This is a genomic window from Carnobacterium pleistocenium FTR1 (assembly GCF_000744285.1).
Taxonomy (GTDB): Bacteria; Bacillota; Bacilli; order Lactobacillales; family Carnobacteriaceae; genus Carnobacterium_B; species Carnobacterium_B pleistocenium.
The window spans coordinates 2199796-2216996 of the sequence record NZ_JQLQ01000002.1; the positions used below are offsets into that span (position 1 = coordinate 2199796).

Here is a 17201-nt window from a genome sequence, read left to right on the forward strand (position 1 = left end):
ATATTTTTTTTATTTACAAAACAAGATTTTAAGGTTATAGTTGACTGGTCAATGATTGACGAGTCAACTATAACTTTAAAAGGAGGTGTAGTTTGAATCTTAGAGAATTTAGTAGCCTTCTTTATCAGATAAAGATTGCGAACCAGGAACTGACATCCAAATTTGAAAAAGTAACTGGGTTTAGTTTGACCAGATATGAATTAATGATGATGCTTAAAGAAACAGGGAAATGTTCTCAAAAGGAAATACAGCATAGGTTAGGTATAGATAGCGCTGCCGTTACGAGACATTTGAAAATTCTAGAAGAAAAAGAATACGTGACTCGAGAAAGAAATAAAGAAAATAATCGAGAATTCTTCGTAGAAATTACCCAAAAAGCCAAAATGGATCTTGAAACCTGTGAGAAAGAACATGATAGACCACAAAATCCCTTATATAATGTGCTTAGTTCTACAGAAGAAAAACAATTGCAACTATTGCTTAAAAAACTAATCAAACAAGAAGAGGTTTAAAAATGACAGTAAATAATAATTTTTCAGATATCGCTTATAATAGAAAATCTATCAGAGTGTACGATGAAAGTGTCAAAATTTCTAATAAAGAAATGCTTGAAATGATCCAGAAATCAACTATTGCACCGTCATCAGTAAATATGCAGCCTTGGCGTTTCGTAGTTGTCGAGAGTCCTGAAGAAAAACAAAAATTGAAACCTTTAATTCGTTTCAACACAAGACAAAATGATACGTCTTCAGCAATGATCCTTATATTTGGGGATATGGAATGTTATGAGTATGGAGAAGAAATTTATAATCAAGCAGTCATTGAAGGTAAAATGTCTCCTCAAGTGAGAGATGAGCAATTAGCTGCAATCATCCCTTATTACAAAAATTTAACTAGAGAAGCAATGAATGATGTCGTGAAAATTGATTCTAGTTTAGCTGCTATGCAATTTATGCTAGTCGCACGTGCTCATGGATATGATACCAATCCTATTGGTGGATTTGAAGCTGATCAATTAGCAGAAGCATTTGGCTTGAATAAAGACCGTTATGTACCTGTCATGATTCTATCCATTGGTAAAGCATTAGAAGAAGGATATAATTCTATTCGACTTGATGCAAAAGAATTCACTACTTTTAAATAAGAGAGGAAGATTATCAAATGAAAGTTATTAATGCCTCATTTTTTATCAAAGAAGATCAACGTGAGAATTTTCTATCAGATACCAAAGAATTAATTTCAGAAACTAGAAAAGAAGAAGGTTGTTTAGCTTACAATCTTTACGAATCACTAGAAGAAAGAAATGCTTTCATTATGGTAGAACTTTGGAAAGATCAAGCTGCAATTAATAATCATAATCAAAGTTCTTTACTACAAAGTTTATTTGGTAAAATAGCTAATTTCAGTACAAAAGCACCAGACTTAAAAATCTCCGAATTAAGTGAATAAATTATGGCTATAAAGATCAGAAAGAATTAAGTCAAAAGTCACTTAATGGATTACTCAAAACCCAAGGAGCATATAATAGATTCATTGGGTTAGGATAGCCTCTACGGTGCATTTTTATCAACAGAATCTCTTGAAGGCACAAGATTGCTATTAGTTTAAAGTATACAAAAATGGATCCTATAGAAAACACTTTTTTAGTGTTCCTTCTATAGGGTCCATTCTAATTTTATGACAATATATTTTTCCTATTATTTTTTATGGAATTCTTACGATTATATACTTTTCCTAAAATAACGGACACTATTAGTTCAAGAATAAAAACTAAAAATACTTTCCAGGTCAAATTTAATTGCAAGTATCCTGCACTACCTATATAAACTGCTAACCCAATGCATCCATTTAACCAGGCATGACTTAAAACGCAGAGCAATAGGTTCTTTGTATATTTGTAGATGGTCGTGAATGTGAAAGATAGGACTATTCCTAAAAATAGATATAATCCAAAAGGTATCGCACTTTGAGGTGACCCTTTTATCAACCATAATGGCAAATGCCACAAACTCCATATGATTCCCACAATTAAGACCGAGGGAACATAATTAACTATCTTCTCTAATTTAGGTTGCAAATATCCACGCCAACCTAATTCCTCAAGTCCACCTCCAATTATGAAAAGTGGCAAATTTAAAAACATATATAGAATGGCTATAGGCTCCTTGATTCCAAATGCCATCCAAACCATCAAAAAACGCCAAATTAGATATACTCCAACTATCAGCAATGCTTGCCTATCTATTTTTTTGCCAAAAATAAACTTAAAAAAAGATTTTCTGCCAAACTCTTTATTGTACTTCCGATACATAATATAAGAGCCAAAGGCAGGTCCTAACCCACCAATTAACATCGGTATCCAAAATAACGGTTCTCCATACCAAAGAGCATCAAAATAGTTATTTCCTACAATAATCATCAACCAAGACAACCAAGTTATAGAAAAAGTATAAATAAGAAAAAGTCCGATTTGTTTTAGCGATTGACTCTCTTCTTTCATGTTTTATCCCCCATAACTCTCGCCAATAAAATCATCTAAATAATCACTATCTCCAAATGAAGTATCCACAAAGAAGTAATTTTTTTCTAAATCTACTCTAATTTACTATTCCTCCAAACTATGTACTTATTAACATGTTGTGTGCTCATTTTACCACTAATTATTAATGTCATATCATAGTGTCCAATCTTAAAGCATTTCATTTTAAGAATACTATTTTTGAGAGATCAGTTATTATAGAAGATACTATAGTCAAAACCCTTAAATTTTGACTATGATGTCCTGATTTAAGTACCTTATGAGGTAAGGGGAAATACTGATTGTTCGATAGTTATATATAGTCAATTTTTATATTTTTATAGATTGTTCTGTTTAACCTTCCGTGGGTATATATAGTTAAAATATACCATTGTTATACTTGTATATATTGGATATCTCATATTCTTTCTCAAAAATAAAATAATATGACTCTAACTTCCATTTCTGATACAATAAGCCAGTCACACTATTTCTCAGAGAAACTATATACCTGTTCGGATCAGGTCGGTTTTTGAAAGATAGTCAGACTCTTGTATGCTAAACCAACCTAATCCGAAACACATTCACAAAAATCAAATGCATGTATAACATGCCGAGGGAGAACAACTTGTTATTTAATGAATTAGAATTGAACCAACACCTATTGCACGCACTGGAAGAGGCCGGTTATACGAAAGCAACGCCTATCCAAGAGGATGCCATTCCGCATCTGATGAACAACAAGGACTTATTGGGTTGTGCCCAGACTGGTACTGGTAAGACAGCTGCCTTTGCCTTACCCATTCTTCAAAATATTATGGAAGAAAAAACAGTTGGAAAAGGTGCCATCAAAGCCTTAATCCTTGCTCCTACCCGTGAACTTGCCATACAAATCGGTGAAAGTTTCCAAATATACGCTAAATACCTTCCATTGAATATCCAAGTAATTTTTGGTGGCGTTTCCCAGAATCCTCAGACAGCCACGCTGAAACGCGGAACGGATATCCTAGTCGCGACGCCAGGCAGACTATTGGACCTTATCAGACAAGGATATGTCAAACTGAACCAGGTTGATTTCTTCGTCTTGGATGAAGCCGATATGATGTTGGATATGGGAATGCTACGTGATGTACGCCATATTATCCGCGAATTGCCTAAGAAACGTCAGAGCATGTTCTTTTCAGCAACGATGCCGAAAGAAATCGAAAAACTTGCAGGAACCATTTTATCAAACCCGGTAAAAGTGGTGGTCAATCCGGTTTCATCAACTGTTGAAGTCATCCAACAGAGCGTTTATCACGTAGCCAAGACCGACAAAACTAACCTACTTATCCATCTTTTGAAGAATAAGCAGGTTGAGCGCTCTCTAGTCTTCTCCAGAACCAAGCATGGCGCCAACAAAATCGTCAAAAAACTTTTGCAAGCGGGTTTCTCCGCCGAAGCGATTCACGGCAACAAGTCCCAGAATGCGCGTCAGCAAGCTTTAGAAAACTTCAAGACCATGAAAACTAGCGTTCTCGTAGCGACAGATATTGCAGCCCGTGGTATCGATGTGCCTGAGCTTTCGCAAGTTATCCAATTTGACTTGCCTGAAGTTCCAGAAACCTACGTTCACCGTATCGGCCGTACAGGACGCGCAGGGCTAAGCGGAAAAGCTATCTCTTTCTGTGATGAAACAGAATCAGACTTGTTGCGCGACATTGAAAAACTTAGTAAGAGGAAAGTTCCAGTCATAAAAGACCATCCTTATCTGTTGAAAGAAGGCACTCAAGCACCAACACAGCAGGCGAGAAAAACAGTTACCACGCGCAATAATGGAACACAATCAAAAAAGAAACAAGGTCGAAGAGGCGGTCAAAAAGCCGCACAAAGACCTCGTGTACAAACGAAAAACACGTAAAATAACCGGTTGACAAAACCACCCTCTTTTACATCGGTAATGACTTAGGTGAAGTAGAGGAAATCATCGATTTACAATCAAAGAACATACAAATAAATACACTTTCACTACTGAATCATTTGTTCAGTAGTGAAAGTGTATTTATTTGAAAAAATTTCTCCTCCAGCCTCTTAATTTGTCTATAAAATCTTAATTTTGGCGATCAAATTTTAACTGAATTAATTGTAGATCTTTTTATTCATCATTCGCATTCATGATATCCGCCACAGTGAATTACCAGCAGGAGATGCGGACAAATAAAAAGAAAGTAAATTTAATAGGTTGGGGAAACGATGCTCGTTGGGAACGTGAATTAGAACAAATGGTTCATGACGAAGGACGAGAAGAAGAAAGAAAAAAAAGAAAAAGACTAGAAAATGGACACTCTAGAATGGACACTAAAAAAAAGTGCTCTCTATAGAGGTCTGTTTTTGTATTCTGATATAAAGAAGAATACGGTGATAGTTGAAGAAACGTTACTTTCTTCAAGTTCATAATTTAAATCACTTGCACTTCGTGTAGGAAGGAGCAGCTAAATGTCAAAAGTAACATTCACACCAGAACAAATTTAAGTGTTAAAAGTAAACCCATACGTTAAAAATGTATCAGAGAAAAGTATTACTTATACTGATGAATTCAAACGCCACTTTATTTCAGAATCATTGGGATTGAAAACGGCTAAGCAACTATTTATTGAAGCTGGATTTGATCCGGAAATGATTGGTGAAAGCAGGATGAAATCATTCGCGAGTAGACCACGGAAAACAGCCTTAACCCTTGAGCAACAAATTGAAAAATTACAAGCCAAAATTCTATTATTAGGAGCAGAAAATGACTTGTTAAAAAAATCAGAATGGAGCGAAAGGAGGCCAGAAAAAAGCGAAAAGACTAGTAACATCTTTTCAAGAATCCATGAAATGAGAACCGAGGGTTCCTATACAGGAACCCTCGTAAATGCCTGTAAAGCGCTGAGTGCTTCTCGTTCAGGTTACTACAACTATCTTAAAGGTTTAGATAGTAGAAATGCACGTGATGAGGAAGATCAAGTTTGGAGAATGCAAATTGAAAAAGTTATAACTACCGTGGTTACAAGAAAGGTTCTCGAAGCATTGTAAAGCACTTCAAAAATATTCTAAATATCATCGTCAATCGTAAGAAGATACAGCGCTTGATGAGAAAATTTAATATCCTCTGTCCTATTCGTAAAGCAAATCCTTATAGAAGAATGGCAAAAGCCACCAAAGAACACAGCACTGTTGGGAACAAGTTAAAGCGTCAGTTTGATCAAGGAATAGCCCATAAAGTTCTATTAACAGATATCACTTATTTACCTGGAACCAAAGGGCTCATGGGTTATTTATCAACCGTAAAAGATGGCGCAACGCTACATGAAAATGCCTTTATCCATTCAGATCAGGGGGGCCATTTCATAGATTAGTGGATTCTTTTTATATATGAAATCAACCAAAATTAGCAATCTATTGTGAAATTTAAAAATTATTATCATCATTGAGCTTCATTTCTATTCTACACATTCTTATGATTAAACCATTTGTAACATATTTTTTACTTTCCTTTTCGTTTAATTTTTTTCATAATTTTATATTTCAAGAACCAAGAAACTGCAAATAAAGTTACCATACCAAGTAGTTGAATTTCGAATGTTGCTTTTAACCATAGTTTAGCCGTTATTAAAATGATAAATAGTAATATACCAATTAAAATTCCCGATTCTTTTTTCATACATGCCCTCCATAGTGGCTGTTATATTTTTTATCAATCTTTTATTTTTTTAGATTTATTGTTTTTATAGAACCAAAATTAATCGACTTTCAATAATATTGACTGATTTAATTACCTCACCCTGCAAGGATATAGTACAAAATAATGTACTAAATTATTCCCATAAAAAATTCAAACATAAACGAGCAAGAAGATCTTTTAAAAAATCTGCAAAAACAAATTTTGTAGAATACTCGCTATCTCTCATGCAGGGCAAGTCCCTAAATACTTAAGACCCTTAACAATGTAGCCCATGCTTTAAAACGTGCACAATTATCAAAAAAATAAACTGAAATTACTTTAGATAAAAAGTTGATGAAATAAACCCTATAATTTGTTTGATATTTCTTATAATCGATTTTAGGATGCTTAAAGGAGCAATGGAAATTAATTGCATACTTCAAAAAAAAGAGGGAACTATGAGTAACCAAGTATTTTTAATAAATGCATATTTCTTAAGGATTAAAAATAATCTAGTTTATTGTACCAATCATAGGCTACATGGAAAAGGATCAAACCCAAACAATTAGGCGGATTTAGCTACAGAACTGAGAGCAAATATTTATGATAAAAAAGAGGCTTGGGTTTTGTTTCAGCCTCTTTTTCCCCTTTTATTCAACTAACCGATCCATCCGACTATTACACTCGTTATTAATACGGAAGTAATCGTTACCGTTGAAAAACCAGCGATAATCATTTTTGGCAAAATTTGTCCTTCAATAGCTGCAATTTCTTCTTCCGTTTCCCCCACACTTTTGGCCGCTTCTTGACTTAAAATCATTGTGCCTGGGAAACCATATAAGGAGGTTAAACCAACTGCCATAGACATTGGTATACTGTAGCCTAACAACTTACCGGCAATCACTGAGAATAGGATATTTCCGCCAACTCCGACTAGGAATGATAAGATGATTGGTACAATCATCTCGAATAAAGCTTGTGGTTCAATGGTTGCCAAAGGACCAAAGATAATAATTAAGATAGCGAGCATCATCAAGCCGTAAGCATCGATTCCAGTTAGAATGTTTGGTCTCAAAATTCCTGTTGCTCGTAAAGTTACCCCAATTAGCAAAGCGACAATAAAAGTATTCAAAATGCCATTGGTGAGATTGTCAACAAAGATAGCAACTAAAACAATTACCCCAACTACAAACAGTGTCCCCGCGGTGGTGTTGAACATAGCGGGTAACTTTCCTTTTTCTTCCACATGGCCTTCTTCTTTTTTATCCACTTTCAAAGTACCTGCTCGATACTCTGCTTGTAAGCGACGCGCTTCTTTTCTCAAAATAATGGATGTGAAAGGGAAACCAAACAATCCTTGTATAGCGGAAATCAAGACAGGTAAAACTGCCGTTGAAAGCAAACCTGCTGCTAAAGCCGCTTCTTGAACAATAATGATTGAAATTGTCCCGCCACTAACTGCCCCGATTGCTGCTATAGCATAATTTCGCGTTTCAAATAACGGACCAACCAACAATAAAGAAAACGTTATTCCCATAACGGCTGAAATGCCAATTACCACTGTCTTCCATTGTTTCTTCAATTCAGCGATACTAATCATCGTTCCAATATGAACAATAATAAAACCAACAACCGTTGTCCCTAAACCAAGCAAAGATGAACTGGTCAAAATGTCTTTTGGCATGATGTTCGTCTTAAAGCCGATTAGAAAAACAAGAGAAGCTACTAATAATGAGGAAATCAGTGACTTTGTTTTCTTCGATATCAGGTCACTGATCGTCCACACCAACATAATAATAGTGAAAGCTAAAACAGGATTCATTTTTCTCACTCCCCATTTCCATTTATACTTACCCTATTGGTAAATAAGTAAAACCTAAGCTATAAACTTCTGAGACATGATACGCAATCATAAAGGCACTTATGTTTACTTCGTCTACCACCTTTGAAGCCAATCAATCCTATAGACCTCTTAGCAAAAATCCCAGTCCCACTTACTCCTCTAGTTGCAACATGATGTGGTCCTAAAAACATATTTATATTAATACCGATTAGAATAACTGCCAAGGCAACAATTGAGATTTGTATGATTACTTTCTTTAATTTCTTCGCCTCTTTTCTTTAAAAAGTAATCTCAGCGGACATGGATCACTAATTGGTAAGCTAACTCAACCGCTTTTATTAATTCAGTAATCGGCAAGTATTCATTCGTTGTATGAATTTTTTCATAGCCAATCGACAAATTTAAGGCTTCCTTACCATTAGCATTAAAAACGTTAGCATCACTACCACCGCCACTGATTTCATAAGTAACAGAACGTCCCATTTGAGAGATAACTTGTGCTACCTGTTTGACTAAGTCATTCTCTTCTTCAAAGTGATAACCAACAGATTTCGTATCGGTTTTAAAACTCACATCCCCACCTAATTCATGGGTAACCGTTTTAAATTGCGTTATCATATGGTTGATTTGTTCTTCACATTTCATTTGAGAAACTGAACGTGCCTCTGCAGTAACATTTACTTTATCTGCGACAATATTACTAGCCACACCACCATTGATTGTTCCAATATTGGCGGTTGTCTCTACATCTAATCGTCCTAATTTCATATTTGAGATGGCCTTGGCCGCAATTTCAATCGCTGAAACGCCTTTTTCTGGCTCTAATCCAGCATGTGCAGTAACCCCGGCAATATCTACTTCTAATCCCATCAAAGTAGGGCTACTCATTACAATACTACCTACAGGGCCTCCGCTGTCTAGCACAAATCCTTGCGTAGCTACCATCTTAGTCATATCAAAGCCCTTAGCCCCAATCAACCCAATCTCTTCACCAGGGGTTAAAATAAACTCAATTGTCCCATGAGGAATGTTCCCTTCCTGAAGCTCTTCAATCAGTTCCAGCATAACCGCGATTCCGGCTTTATTATCGGCAGCTAAAATAGTTGTGCCATCAGAATAGATAACTCCCTCACGTATTTGTGGATTGATACCTTTACCGGGAGCTACTGTATCTACATGAGCTGAAAAGAACAACGAAGGTCTGTCTTCCTCACCTTTTAATGTGCATAAAAGATTGTTTGCTCCCAACCCTGTTTGTTCCATAGTGTTATCTTCATAGACATTCAATCCAAAATCTTCAAATTTCGTTTTAAGAAATGTTTGAAACTTCCCTTCATCTTTAGCTTCAGAATCAATTTTAACTAACTCAACAAAGGTCTCAACAACTCGTTCATTCATCATCATTTTTCCCTCCTGATCTTTAGATATTTTAATAAAAACCTACTTATTGTAAACGTGATTTAGCCGTTTATTTATGATCATTTAGATAATGAGTTAGTGTGGGGCGTAGAATTTGATTTCAAGATATAATTGAACTTTGTTTATACTTTACATTATGATAGATATCACCTGTTTTCACCATTATTCTACCTCGCTATATACACTGTGAATTCCAATCCAATCAATTGACTTTTTTTAGTTGTAATTATAAGCTCGCTGTATCAAAAGACAGGAGGAATACACATGAGAAAAGAACGCTTGAAATTTTTGGCTCAAGGAATTCTTTTGTATATTTTAGGACTATTGTTCATGTCAAATCCTATCCGCCAAGGTTCTTTATTTCTAATGATTATCGGAACTGCACTCACTCTTATCGGAATTGTCATTATCATTGATGGGATAATTTTAACGCAAGGCCTTAAATACAAATTGTTTCGTATAGTAGAAGGGATTTTATTTAGTGGTTTTGGTGTAGTCTTTTTTTTAAGAAATCCTGCAAGAGGAGCAGCTTTAATGATCTACTTTGTTGTTATCATGATGATTGTTTTAGCCGTCGTAAACACGATTGCTATTTTAAAATCAAATCATAATGTAAAGTGGCTGGCAATTTTTTTTAATGTTTTAGTGATTTGGTTTGGATTCCAATCCTTACTTGACCCGCAATTAGCAGTAGCCATTTTCTATTGGACGGTTTCCTTCCAATTAATTTTTACTGGTATAAATCATATTGTTATGTACTTTATCATACCTGATTTGTCCGATGTATAATTTCTTTAACACTCAGGTTCCAGTAGTCTTTAAAATGTCCATCATATAGGGTCTATTTCAATTACAGGGAGTATCTTTTATAGGTATCTTTTTTAAAAGACCTTGAAACAAGAGCCAGATTAAAATTTTTTTGATCTCTGATTTTTTATTTTTATTTATGTAATTACTTTTCCGGGAAATTATATAAAGGTACTTTAGATCTTATCAGTTATTCAAAAATTAATACATGAAATTGCATAGATTCATGTATTGAGAACCTTATTAGTTTAAGGTTCTTTTTTTCTTTTAAAAGGGTATAATTTTCTTATTAAAACATAAGAAATTGATTGGAAATTATATCGAGGAGGAATTTTTTGGGAAAACAATTAAAGACTATTAAAATAAGTTTTTTAGTTATCCAAATTTGTATGATCGGATACTTTTTAATCAGACTTACTGATTATAATAATCTAACAGGAGTAGCCTGGCTGCTCACGAATCTTGTTGGCTTGTTCATCGTAGCTTTTTAAATATCAAACATTCCAATGGATAAAAAAGTAGATTAGTTTTCTTGGGAATATTTTTCTTAGCTACTATCTCGATTGTTCTACTATTATTATTTGTAATAATAGCCACTATTACTAGTAGTATATAGTGAAATTAAGAATATATGAAACTACATAAAGTAATGTATCGAGATCCTTATTACTTTAAGGTTATTTTTTTTAATTTAGTAACTACTAGATTAAAAAAAAACAAAAAGAATAAGTAGTAGATTGATTCCTAAAAGAAGAAGTTCAATTAAATCTTCAGAATCCATCTCATAAATGATTTTTAAAAGAGTTGTATTTGATTTTTTCGGCGGAGTTTTATTGAGTAATTCGTCTATATAAAGCACAAAAACGTTTGTTTATGACGTGATCAATACCTCTTATTCATGATAGATCATAACGGAAAATAGAGCTAAAGGTGTTACTATATAAGTAGTAACACCTACAATCGAAAATAAAAAAACGATAATTAATGTTACTTAATTGCTTATAAATCAACAATGCTTGTCAGGCAATCAAAAAATAGTTAGTAGTGCTTGTGAGACAATCTTTAATTTTAATGCGTTATACGATATAAAGAGGTGGACAGGGGAAATGGGACATAATGAAATTTAATGGTCAAATAAAAAAAATTCGAACAAATAATCATTTAACACAAGAACAATTAGCTCAAAAATTAAATGTTTCTAGACAAACTATATCGAGTTGGGAAAATAGTAGAAATCTTCCTGATTTAGAAATGGTTGTTACGATTGCAAAACTATTTAATATTTCCCTTGATCAACTTATTTTAGGAGACGATACAATGACAAACAAGTTAGTAAAAGATGGAAATGAAACAAAAAAAGCTCGACTTAATATAATAAGCATTTTATTAATGCTTATTGGAGGCATTTTATTTGTGATAAGTGGGTTCGGAAAATCAGAAATAGATAGTAACGGTTTTTTACATGAACCTTTATTTTTTCTTATCCCCTTAGGTTATTTATTTATATTTATTGGACTAGTACTGTTTCTTGTTAGTTTTATTAAGAAACAAATGAATAAGTTTAAAGACAGATAGCTACGATACTCCGGATAAGACAAACAGTTATTATAATACATGAAATTGGATAAAAACATGTATGGAGGACCCTTTTTTGCTAAGAGTTTTTTTCTCATCATTTTAGACAAAAAAAGATAGCAACATACTTTTTTAAAGTATGTTGCTATCTTTCGTAGTGCGTCCAAGCCGACCAAATAATGACTTCTTTTGCGTCATTATCAACCGAGTAAACCAACCGATGCTGGATATTTAATCGACGTGAATACTTATCTTTTAAATTTCCGACTAACTTCTCATAAGGCGGTGGATTTTGAAACGGATTTTCTTTTAAAATTTCCATTATATCTTTAAACTTTTGATCTAAATGAGCCGATTTTAAATTTCCAAGGTCTTTCATCGTTGATTTTGCTAACTTTATAGAGTATCACAATCGATATTCTCCAGTGCAACAAATTCATTTTCTTTTTCACGCTGTTGGATTACATCCGCTACGCCAGAAGATTGAAGGTATAAGGTTTCTTGAATCGTGTCCCAGTCTTTTTTACTGACCATAACCGCTGCACTTTCTTCATTTTTACCAGAGATATAGACGGGTTCGTTGGTTTTGTTGACGTCTTTCAGTAGTTGGTAAAAGACTTTTCTAGCTTGGCTAGGGTTTACGATCAACATAAGTTATTCCTCCTTTTGGTTTCTTTTATTATAACGTACTCAAACGAGTACGTCGATTTGTTATGAATATACAAGATTGCTTAAATGCATGTATCAGGAGTATTGTATTTACTGCTTTTCATGAGTACCTAAGTTTGTCATAGAGCAAATAATTCTAATAAAAGAAACGATAAGGAATATAAGTGCCTTCATAGTCATGTTAATTAGTATATTTAATGATATAATTTAGTCAAAAATTGTTGGACAATAGTTAGATCCTAACAACTTGAGAGAGGTACTAAATGAAAAAGAATAAAAAATTACTTTTAACAAAATTTTTTTATAGTTTATTTTTATTGGCGACTATGATATCGTTTTTTATTGTTTATAAAAACATAGACAATACTATTTCTTTTAAATTTTTAATGGGGTATATATTTTTTACATTCTTCATGCTAATATATGTTCCTTTGATAGCCATTGTAAATGCAAGGACGCTTAAATGGGTTTATATAAGAAAAAAAATATTTAAATTTATTACCATCTTTATTTTGTTGAGTACTTTGAATTATTTTTTTGGTTACATACTTAGACCCTCTAAAATAGATTTATTAAAAATTTTTTCTAATAGCTTGGGTATATCTTTTGGTATAGCTTTTACTGATGTAATATTTTTCAAAGAAAAAATTGAGTACAATAGATAAAAAAATATAATAATAGAAGTGTAACTCATAATATATTTTTTTATGCAGATGCATGTAATTACATACATTCGTTTATCTAGAACCTTGATTCTACAAGGTTCTTTTTTCATCTTAAAAGTAATATGAGTAGACATTTTTATTGGTAATATATAATAAGCTTTTTCTCTGTTAAGTAATAAAGTGCTTCTAATAAACACTTAAATAAAATAAATTGAAGAATAATAGCCTGACAAATTTTTATTCCTCAATTTATTTTATTTATATATTTCCATTCTTTTAGTATCTTTCTTTAAAGTATCTGTAGCAAAAAAATTACGCTTGATAAGAGTACTAACTATATGTAGGCATGTAATTATAAATTTTAAAAAAATAATAAATTAATTTCCAAACGGTCAAGATCGGTCCATTTGTAGTTTTGACAGTGAACTACATCTTTAAGAAAAAACCCCTTAACCAATTTTTGGTCAGGAGGTTTTATGAATTATTCGTAATCTGCTGTTACGGTTGTTTCTTTCCATTCTTCAATAGTATCCAAAAGAGAGGTATATTTGTGAGTCGCCACTTGATAAGCCGCTTGCCCTAATAAAAGTCGAAGTGGCGGATTTGGTGATTCAACAATCGCGATGATCGCTTCCGCTGCTTTTGCAGGGTTTCCAGGTTCATTACCACTGCCTTTTTCAGTTCCTTGAATCATCATACCTATAGTGTCTGCATAGATTTTGGATTCTGTTTTTACCGAAGACCGTCCTGCCCAATCGGTCCGGAATGAACTTGGTTCAATCAACGAAACCTTAATGTTAAAAGATGCTAGCTCTTGACCTAAGCTTTCTGAAATTCCTTCTACGGCATATTTCGTTGCGTGATAGTATCCCAATGAAGGGAAGGAAGCTAGACCACCAATAGATGAAAAGTTAATAATATGGCCTGATTTTTGATTTCTCATTGTTGGAAGAACGGCATTTGTCATATTCATTAAGCCCCAGAAGTTAATTTCAAACATGTTGCGAGTCTCTTCTTCTAAACTCTCCTCAACGGAACTAAAATAACCAATTCCAGCATTATTTATTAATACATCTATTTGACCAAAGGCGTCTATACTTTTCTGAACAGCTTCATTCACTTGCTTTTTATCGGTCACATCGAGAGGTAATACTAAGACGTTCTTTTCATTCAATTTCTTTAGATCTGTCAGTGTTTCTGGTTTTCTAGCGGTTACAATTACCTTATAACCTGCGTTTATCGCATGGATTGCAATTTCTCTACCGAAACCTGTCGAACAACCTGTAATTAACCAAACTTTATTGTTTTGTCTCAACTTACTCACTCCTTCAATTTGTCTACAAATAGCATAACACTTGAAGTTAACTTTAAGTCAATAGTAAGTTTTAAATAAGAAAAACTTTATCGTTATTCCCACGTACTATAACGTCGTATACAGCCATTTTTCTATTTATCTTTTCAAGATGTATAAGTGTTTGATTCATCTTTTGTTCAACCGTTTTTTTATGTTCCATAAGAAAATCTTTTCTTTTATCCAGTGTCGAATCCCCTTGCTTCAACAATTCGACATACCGCTTGATTTCTTCTATGGACATACCGGTTTCTTTTAAAGCAATGACTAACTGTAGCCACTGCAATTCTTTGTCGGAGTAACGTCTTTGCCCACTATCGTTTCTTTGAATTTGGGGAAGAATCCCTTCCTTCTCATAAAATCGTAAAGTTGAAGCAGGAAGTCCATACTTATTTTCTATTTCTTTGATTGTATACATAATAAAATCTCCTTTTTATTAAAGTCAACTTTAACTATAATACTCGAATCAAAAATAAAGTTCAACAAATTCAGCTATTGGTGAATTCAACTAGGCCAATTTTATCTATATCAACTGCTGATTATGGAAAGCCATTTTCAGGCTTGTATCAAGATAAAGTTTCCACAGAATACTTAATACATGAAATTGGATAGATCAGTGTATCTGAAACCTTATTTAATAAAGATTTCAGGTAACTGTAAGAACTTAATAAAACAGACTATAAGTTATATAATTTATTCATACACCATAACCCAATACTTTTCATTCGGATTACCTTCTTCGATAACTTTTTTCCAACCATTATTTTCATAGAATTCCATAGCCTTTTTATTTTCAGATACACATTTCAACTCTATTGGTTTATTCATTTTATTTATAGAGGCATTAATCAATTGGATGCCAATACCTTTACCTGAAAAGTCAGGATGAACAAATAAGTTATGTATAAAATTATCTGGTAAATGTAACGAAGCAAATCCAAGAATTTCAGAATTTTCTTCTGCTAAAATTATAAATTCTCCTACGGTGTGTTTATCAAAATCTTCTAAAGTCATTTCTTCTATATCTGCCCAATGAAAGTTTTTACGTCGGGATTCTAAGTGTATACGTCTTAAAGCAGGGTAATCTAAATCATTTGCTACTCTAATCTCCATATTTCACTCTCCTATTCTTTTATAAAGATACTATTAACACAGAGTGTCCTGAAAGCTATTTTTCTATCCTCTTTCATCTAGGGCTTATGAAGAAGGAAACGCATTGTTACTTAAGGGTAAAAAAACTTTAATGTTCTTAATGCGCTACTCCGAAATTAGATTTATTTTTTAATCTCAGAGTGCTGCGCTATAATTTCTATCGTTCCTCTTTTGAGATGGTATTTTTATAATGATAATGAGCTTTGATTGCAAAAACAACATACAGGACAATCAAAGCAGGGGGAATTGACCATGCAATCCCTCTTCCTAAAGCAAAAGGTGTTTCAAATAAGAAAGATCTCCAAAAAGAACTTCCTGTCATTTCCCATAGGCCAGGCGTCAGATAGTATGACCGTGGATTGAGAAATGCTTTGAAATCAATAATGTTCGTTTGAAAAAATACGATGGCTATCGGTACATATATTACAGCTAAAGACAGCCAGCCATTAGCCATTCTTTTATAGCGCTCCGCTTTGGAGAGCTGATCAGAAAAGATATCTCCATCTGCATGAGCATCTTTTTTCATAAAATACTGCTTCCCAGAATTTTTATTTCCTACAAGATGCTGCCAACCACTATCTTCAAATAATAAAATATAGTCTTCTAAATCCTTTTTCGATTTAAATGTTCGATAGTCTATCTTTATCAGTTTTTCTTTACTATCAACTTGATCAAATTCATATTTAAAATTTTTCCCTGATATTACTAGTCCTTGTTGAGCCATCTCATTTAACCATTTTTCTTCTTTATCTAAATTAAAAAAGAACTTAAATTTTTCCATACTTATACCCCTTCCTCAGTCAAATGTTCTTCAGTAATAGCTACTATGTGCTTCATTCTTTCACAATCAAGAAAGAGAATGTTTTTTCCTTCTTGTGTAATAATATAAACTTTACGCCTCTTATCTTCATTCTCAACCGGCTTAATAAACTTCAATTTTAATAAGTTTTCGATAGCTCCATACAATGTCCCAGCAGCCATTCTCACCTCACCATTACTCAAGTCTTCAACTTTTTGTATAATGAGATAACCATGTGCTGGTTCAAATAAAGATAAAAGAATATAATAAACAGTTTCTGTCAGCGGTAAATGTTTGTTTCTTTTCATTTAGTTCATTCCCTTCTTAAAATAAAATACGAAAAATAAACAGTTTAACTATATACTCGCATTGTATACAGTCGAACTGTTTATGTCAATTGTTTAATTAAAGATAAAAATAACTAGTTGCTAATTATTTAAAACGACACATGAAATGGTATAAAGTTATGTATCGAGATCCTTATTAAAATAAGGTTCCTTTTTTTATTACTTATAGTGATACTTAAAAAAGCAATAGCATTTTCCATAGTATCTTGTTGTCTGGCTTGAATTAGAAATTACGTTTCTAGACACTCTTTTATTTCTTCAACAACTACTAAACTAGAGCGTTTATGGTACTTATATAAAAAATAAAACAAGAGCATTTCTACTCTTGCTTATGAATAATATAGGAAGATTGCGAATTAATTTACTTCTTACTA

The 17201-nt window shown here is 33.1% G+C and carries 22 protein-coding genes; 11 read left to right on the top strand and 11 right to left on the bottom strand.

All coding sequences use genetic code 11. From position 1 onward, the window contains the following. Positions 1-92 precede the first annotated feature (92 nt). The 3 genes from BP17_RS10780 to BP17_RS10790 are packed head-to-tail and all read left to right on the top strand — an operon-like array spanning position 93 to position 1449. A complete protein-coding gene (locus BP17_RS10780; RefSeq protein ID WP_035054238.1) occupies positions 93-512 on the top strand; it encodes a MarR family winged helix-turn-helix transcriptional regulator in 420 nt (139 codons plus the stop codon). A 2-nt stretch (positions 513-514) separates the two neighbouring features. Continuing rightward, positions 515-1144 (top strand): nitroreductase family protein, encoded by a 630-nt coding sequence (locus BP17_RS10785; protein WP_035054239.1) that lies wholly within the window; start codon positions 515-517, stop codon positions 1142-1144. A gap of 17 nt (positions 1145-1161) precedes the next feature. After that, entirely contained in the window at positions 1162-1449 is a 288-nt protein-coding gene (locus BP17_RS10790) for a putative quinol monooxygenase (protein ID WP_035054240.1), read from the top strand. Positions 1450-1675: 226 nt separating this feature from the next. Here the strand turns inward: BP17_RS10790 and BP17_RS10795 are convergent, their stop codons facing one another. After that, positions 1676-2500 (bottom strand): CPBP family intramembrane glutamic endopeptidase, encoded by an 825-nt coding sequence (locus BP17_RS10795; RefSeq protein WP_035054241.1) that lies wholly within the window; start codon positions 2498-2500, stop codon positions 1676-1678. A gap of 646 nt (positions 2501-3146) precedes the next feature. On the opposite strand from BP17_RS10795, the gene BP17_RS10800 reads away from it, so the two are divergent. The 4 genes from BP17_RS10800 (at position 3147) to BP17_RS13160 (ending at position 5895) form a co-directional block, all read left to right on the top strand. Continuing rightward, positions 3147-4418: a DEAD/DEAH box helicase gene (locus tag BP17_RS10800; protein WP_035054242.1), complete on the top strand. Its 1272-nt coding sequence runs from the start codon at positions 3147-3149 to the stop codon at positions 4416-4418. Positions 4419-4704: 286 nt separating this feature from the next. Beyond that, entirely contained in the window at positions 4705-4878 is a 174-nt protein-coding gene (locus tag BP17_RS13440) for a hypothetical protein (RefSeq protein WP_156956029.1), read from the top strand. Between the two features lie 151 nt (positions 4879-5029). Next, positions 5030-5572 (top strand): HTH domain-containing protein, encoded by a 543-nt coding sequence (locus tag BP17_RS13155; protein ID WP_051910527.1) that lies wholly within the window; start codon positions 5030-5032, stop codon positions 5570-5572. Between the two features lie 53 nt (positions 5573-5625). After that, the gene (locus tag BP17_RS13160; protein ID WP_232219619.1) at positions 5626-5895 is read left to right on the top strand and encodes a hypothetical protein; all 270 of its coding nucleotides are present in this window, start codon (positions 5626-5628) and stop codon (positions 5893-5895) included. Between the two features lie 128 nt (positions 5896-6023). On the opposite strand, the gene BP17_RS13445 is transcribed toward BP17_RS13160, so the two are convergent. The 3 genes from BP17_RS13445 to BP17_RS10820 all read right to left on the bottom strand — a co-directional run bounded on the left by BP17_RS13445 (position 6024) and on the right by BP17_RS10820 (position 9444). After that, a complete protein-coding gene (locus BP17_RS13445; RefSeq protein WP_156956030.1) occupies positions 6024-6200 on the bottom strand; it encodes a hypothetical protein in 177 nt (58 codons plus the stop codon). A 658-nt stretch (positions 6201-6858) separates the two neighbouring features. Further along, positions 6859-8022, bottom strand: a complete 1164-nt coding sequence (locus tag BP17_RS10815; RefSeq protein WP_035054243.1) for a hypothetical protein — start codon at positions 8020-8022, stop codon at positions 6859-6861. Positions 8023-8334: 312 nt separating this feature from the next. After that, the gene (locus tag BP17_RS10820; RefSeq protein ID WP_035054244.1) at positions 8335-9444 is read right to left on the bottom strand and encodes a M20/M25/M40 family metallo-hydrolase; all 1110 of its coding nucleotides are present in this window, start codon (positions 9442-9444) and stop codon (positions 8335-8337) included. 282 nt (positions 9445-9726) lie between these two features. Between BP17_RS10820 and BP17_RS10825 the strand changes: the two genes are divergently transcribed. The 3 genes from BP17_RS10825 to BP17_RS10830 all read left to right on the top strand — a co-directional run bounded on the left by BP17_RS10825 (position 9727) and on the right by BP17_RS10830 (position 11844). Continuing rightward, positions 9727-10251, top strand: coding sequence for a DUF308 domain-containing protein (locus BP17_RS10825; RefSeq protein WP_035054245.1), 525 nt, complete (start codon positions 9727-9729; stop codon positions 10249-10251). A 353-nt stretch (positions 10252-10604) separates the two neighbouring features. Then, a complete protein-coding gene (locus BP17_RS13450) occupies positions 10605-10760 on the top strand; it encodes a hypothetical protein (RefSeq protein WP_156956031.1) in 156 nt (51 codons plus the stop codon). Between the two features lie 625 nt (positions 10761-11385). Further along, a complete protein-coding gene (locus tag BP17_RS10830; RefSeq protein ID WP_035054246.1) occupies positions 11386-11844 on the top strand; it encodes a helix-turn-helix domain-containing protein in 459 nt (152 codons plus the stop codon). 145 nt (positions 11845-11989) lie between these two features. Here BP17_RS10830 and BP17_RS10835 read toward each other — a convergent pair whose 3' ends face one another. Together BP17_RS10835 and BP17_RS10840 are read right to left on the bottom strand one after the other, a co-directional pair. Continuing rightward, on the bottom strand, positions 11990-12223 hold the full coding sequence (locus tag BP17_RS10835) for a Txe/YoeB family addiction module toxin (RefSeq protein WP_035054247.1): 234 nt from the start codon (positions 12221-12223) through the stop codon (positions 11990-11992). 17 nt (positions 12224-12240) lie between these two features. Further along, positions 12241-12495, bottom strand: a complete 255-nt coding sequence (locus tag BP17_RS10840; protein ID WP_035054248.1) for a type II toxin-antitoxin system Phd/YefM family antitoxin — start codon at positions 12493-12495, stop codon at positions 12241-12243. 281 nt (positions 12496-12776) lie between these two features. Between BP17_RS10840 and BP17_RS10845 the strand changes: the two genes are divergently transcribed. Further along, a complete protein-coding gene (locus BP17_RS10845; RefSeq protein WP_035054251.1) occupies positions 12777-13178 on the top strand; it encodes a hypothetical protein in 402 nt (133 codons plus the stop codon). A gap of 481 nt (positions 13179-13659) precedes the next feature. Here the strand turns inward: BP17_RS10845 and BP17_RS10850 are convergent, their stop codons facing one another. The 5 genes from BP17_RS10850 to BP17_RS10870 all read right to left on the bottom strand — a co-directional run bounded on the left by BP17_RS10850 (position 13660) and on the right by BP17_RS10870 (position 16788). After that, entirely contained in the window at positions 13660-14493 is an 834-nt protein-coding gene (locus BP17_RS10850) for an oxidoreductase (RefSeq protein ID WP_035054254.1), read from the bottom strand. A gap of 70 nt (positions 14494-14563) precedes the next feature. Further along, positions 14564-14947, bottom strand: coding sequence for a MerR family transcriptional regulator (locus tag BP17_RS10855; RefSeq protein ID WP_035054263.1), 384 nt, complete (start codon positions 14945-14947; stop codon positions 14564-14566). A gap of 275 nt (positions 14948-15222) precedes the next feature. Further along, entirely contained in the window at positions 15223-15642 is a 420-nt protein-coding gene (locus BP17_RS10860; RefSeq protein WP_035054276.1) for a GNAT family N-acetyltransferase, read from the bottom strand. 196 nt (positions 15643-15838) lie between these two features. Further along, complete coding sequence (locus BP17_RS10865) at positions 15839-16462, bottom strand: DUF2812 domain-containing protein (protein ID WP_035054292.1); 624 nt, start codon at positions 16460-16462, stop codon at positions 15839-15841. A gap of 2 nt (positions 16463-16464) precedes the next feature. Next, complete coding sequence (locus tag BP17_RS10870) at positions 16465-16788, bottom strand: PadR family transcriptional regulator (protein WP_035054309.1); 324 nt, start codon at positions 16786-16788, stop codon at positions 16465-16467. Positions 16789-17201 lie beyond the last annotated feature (413 nt).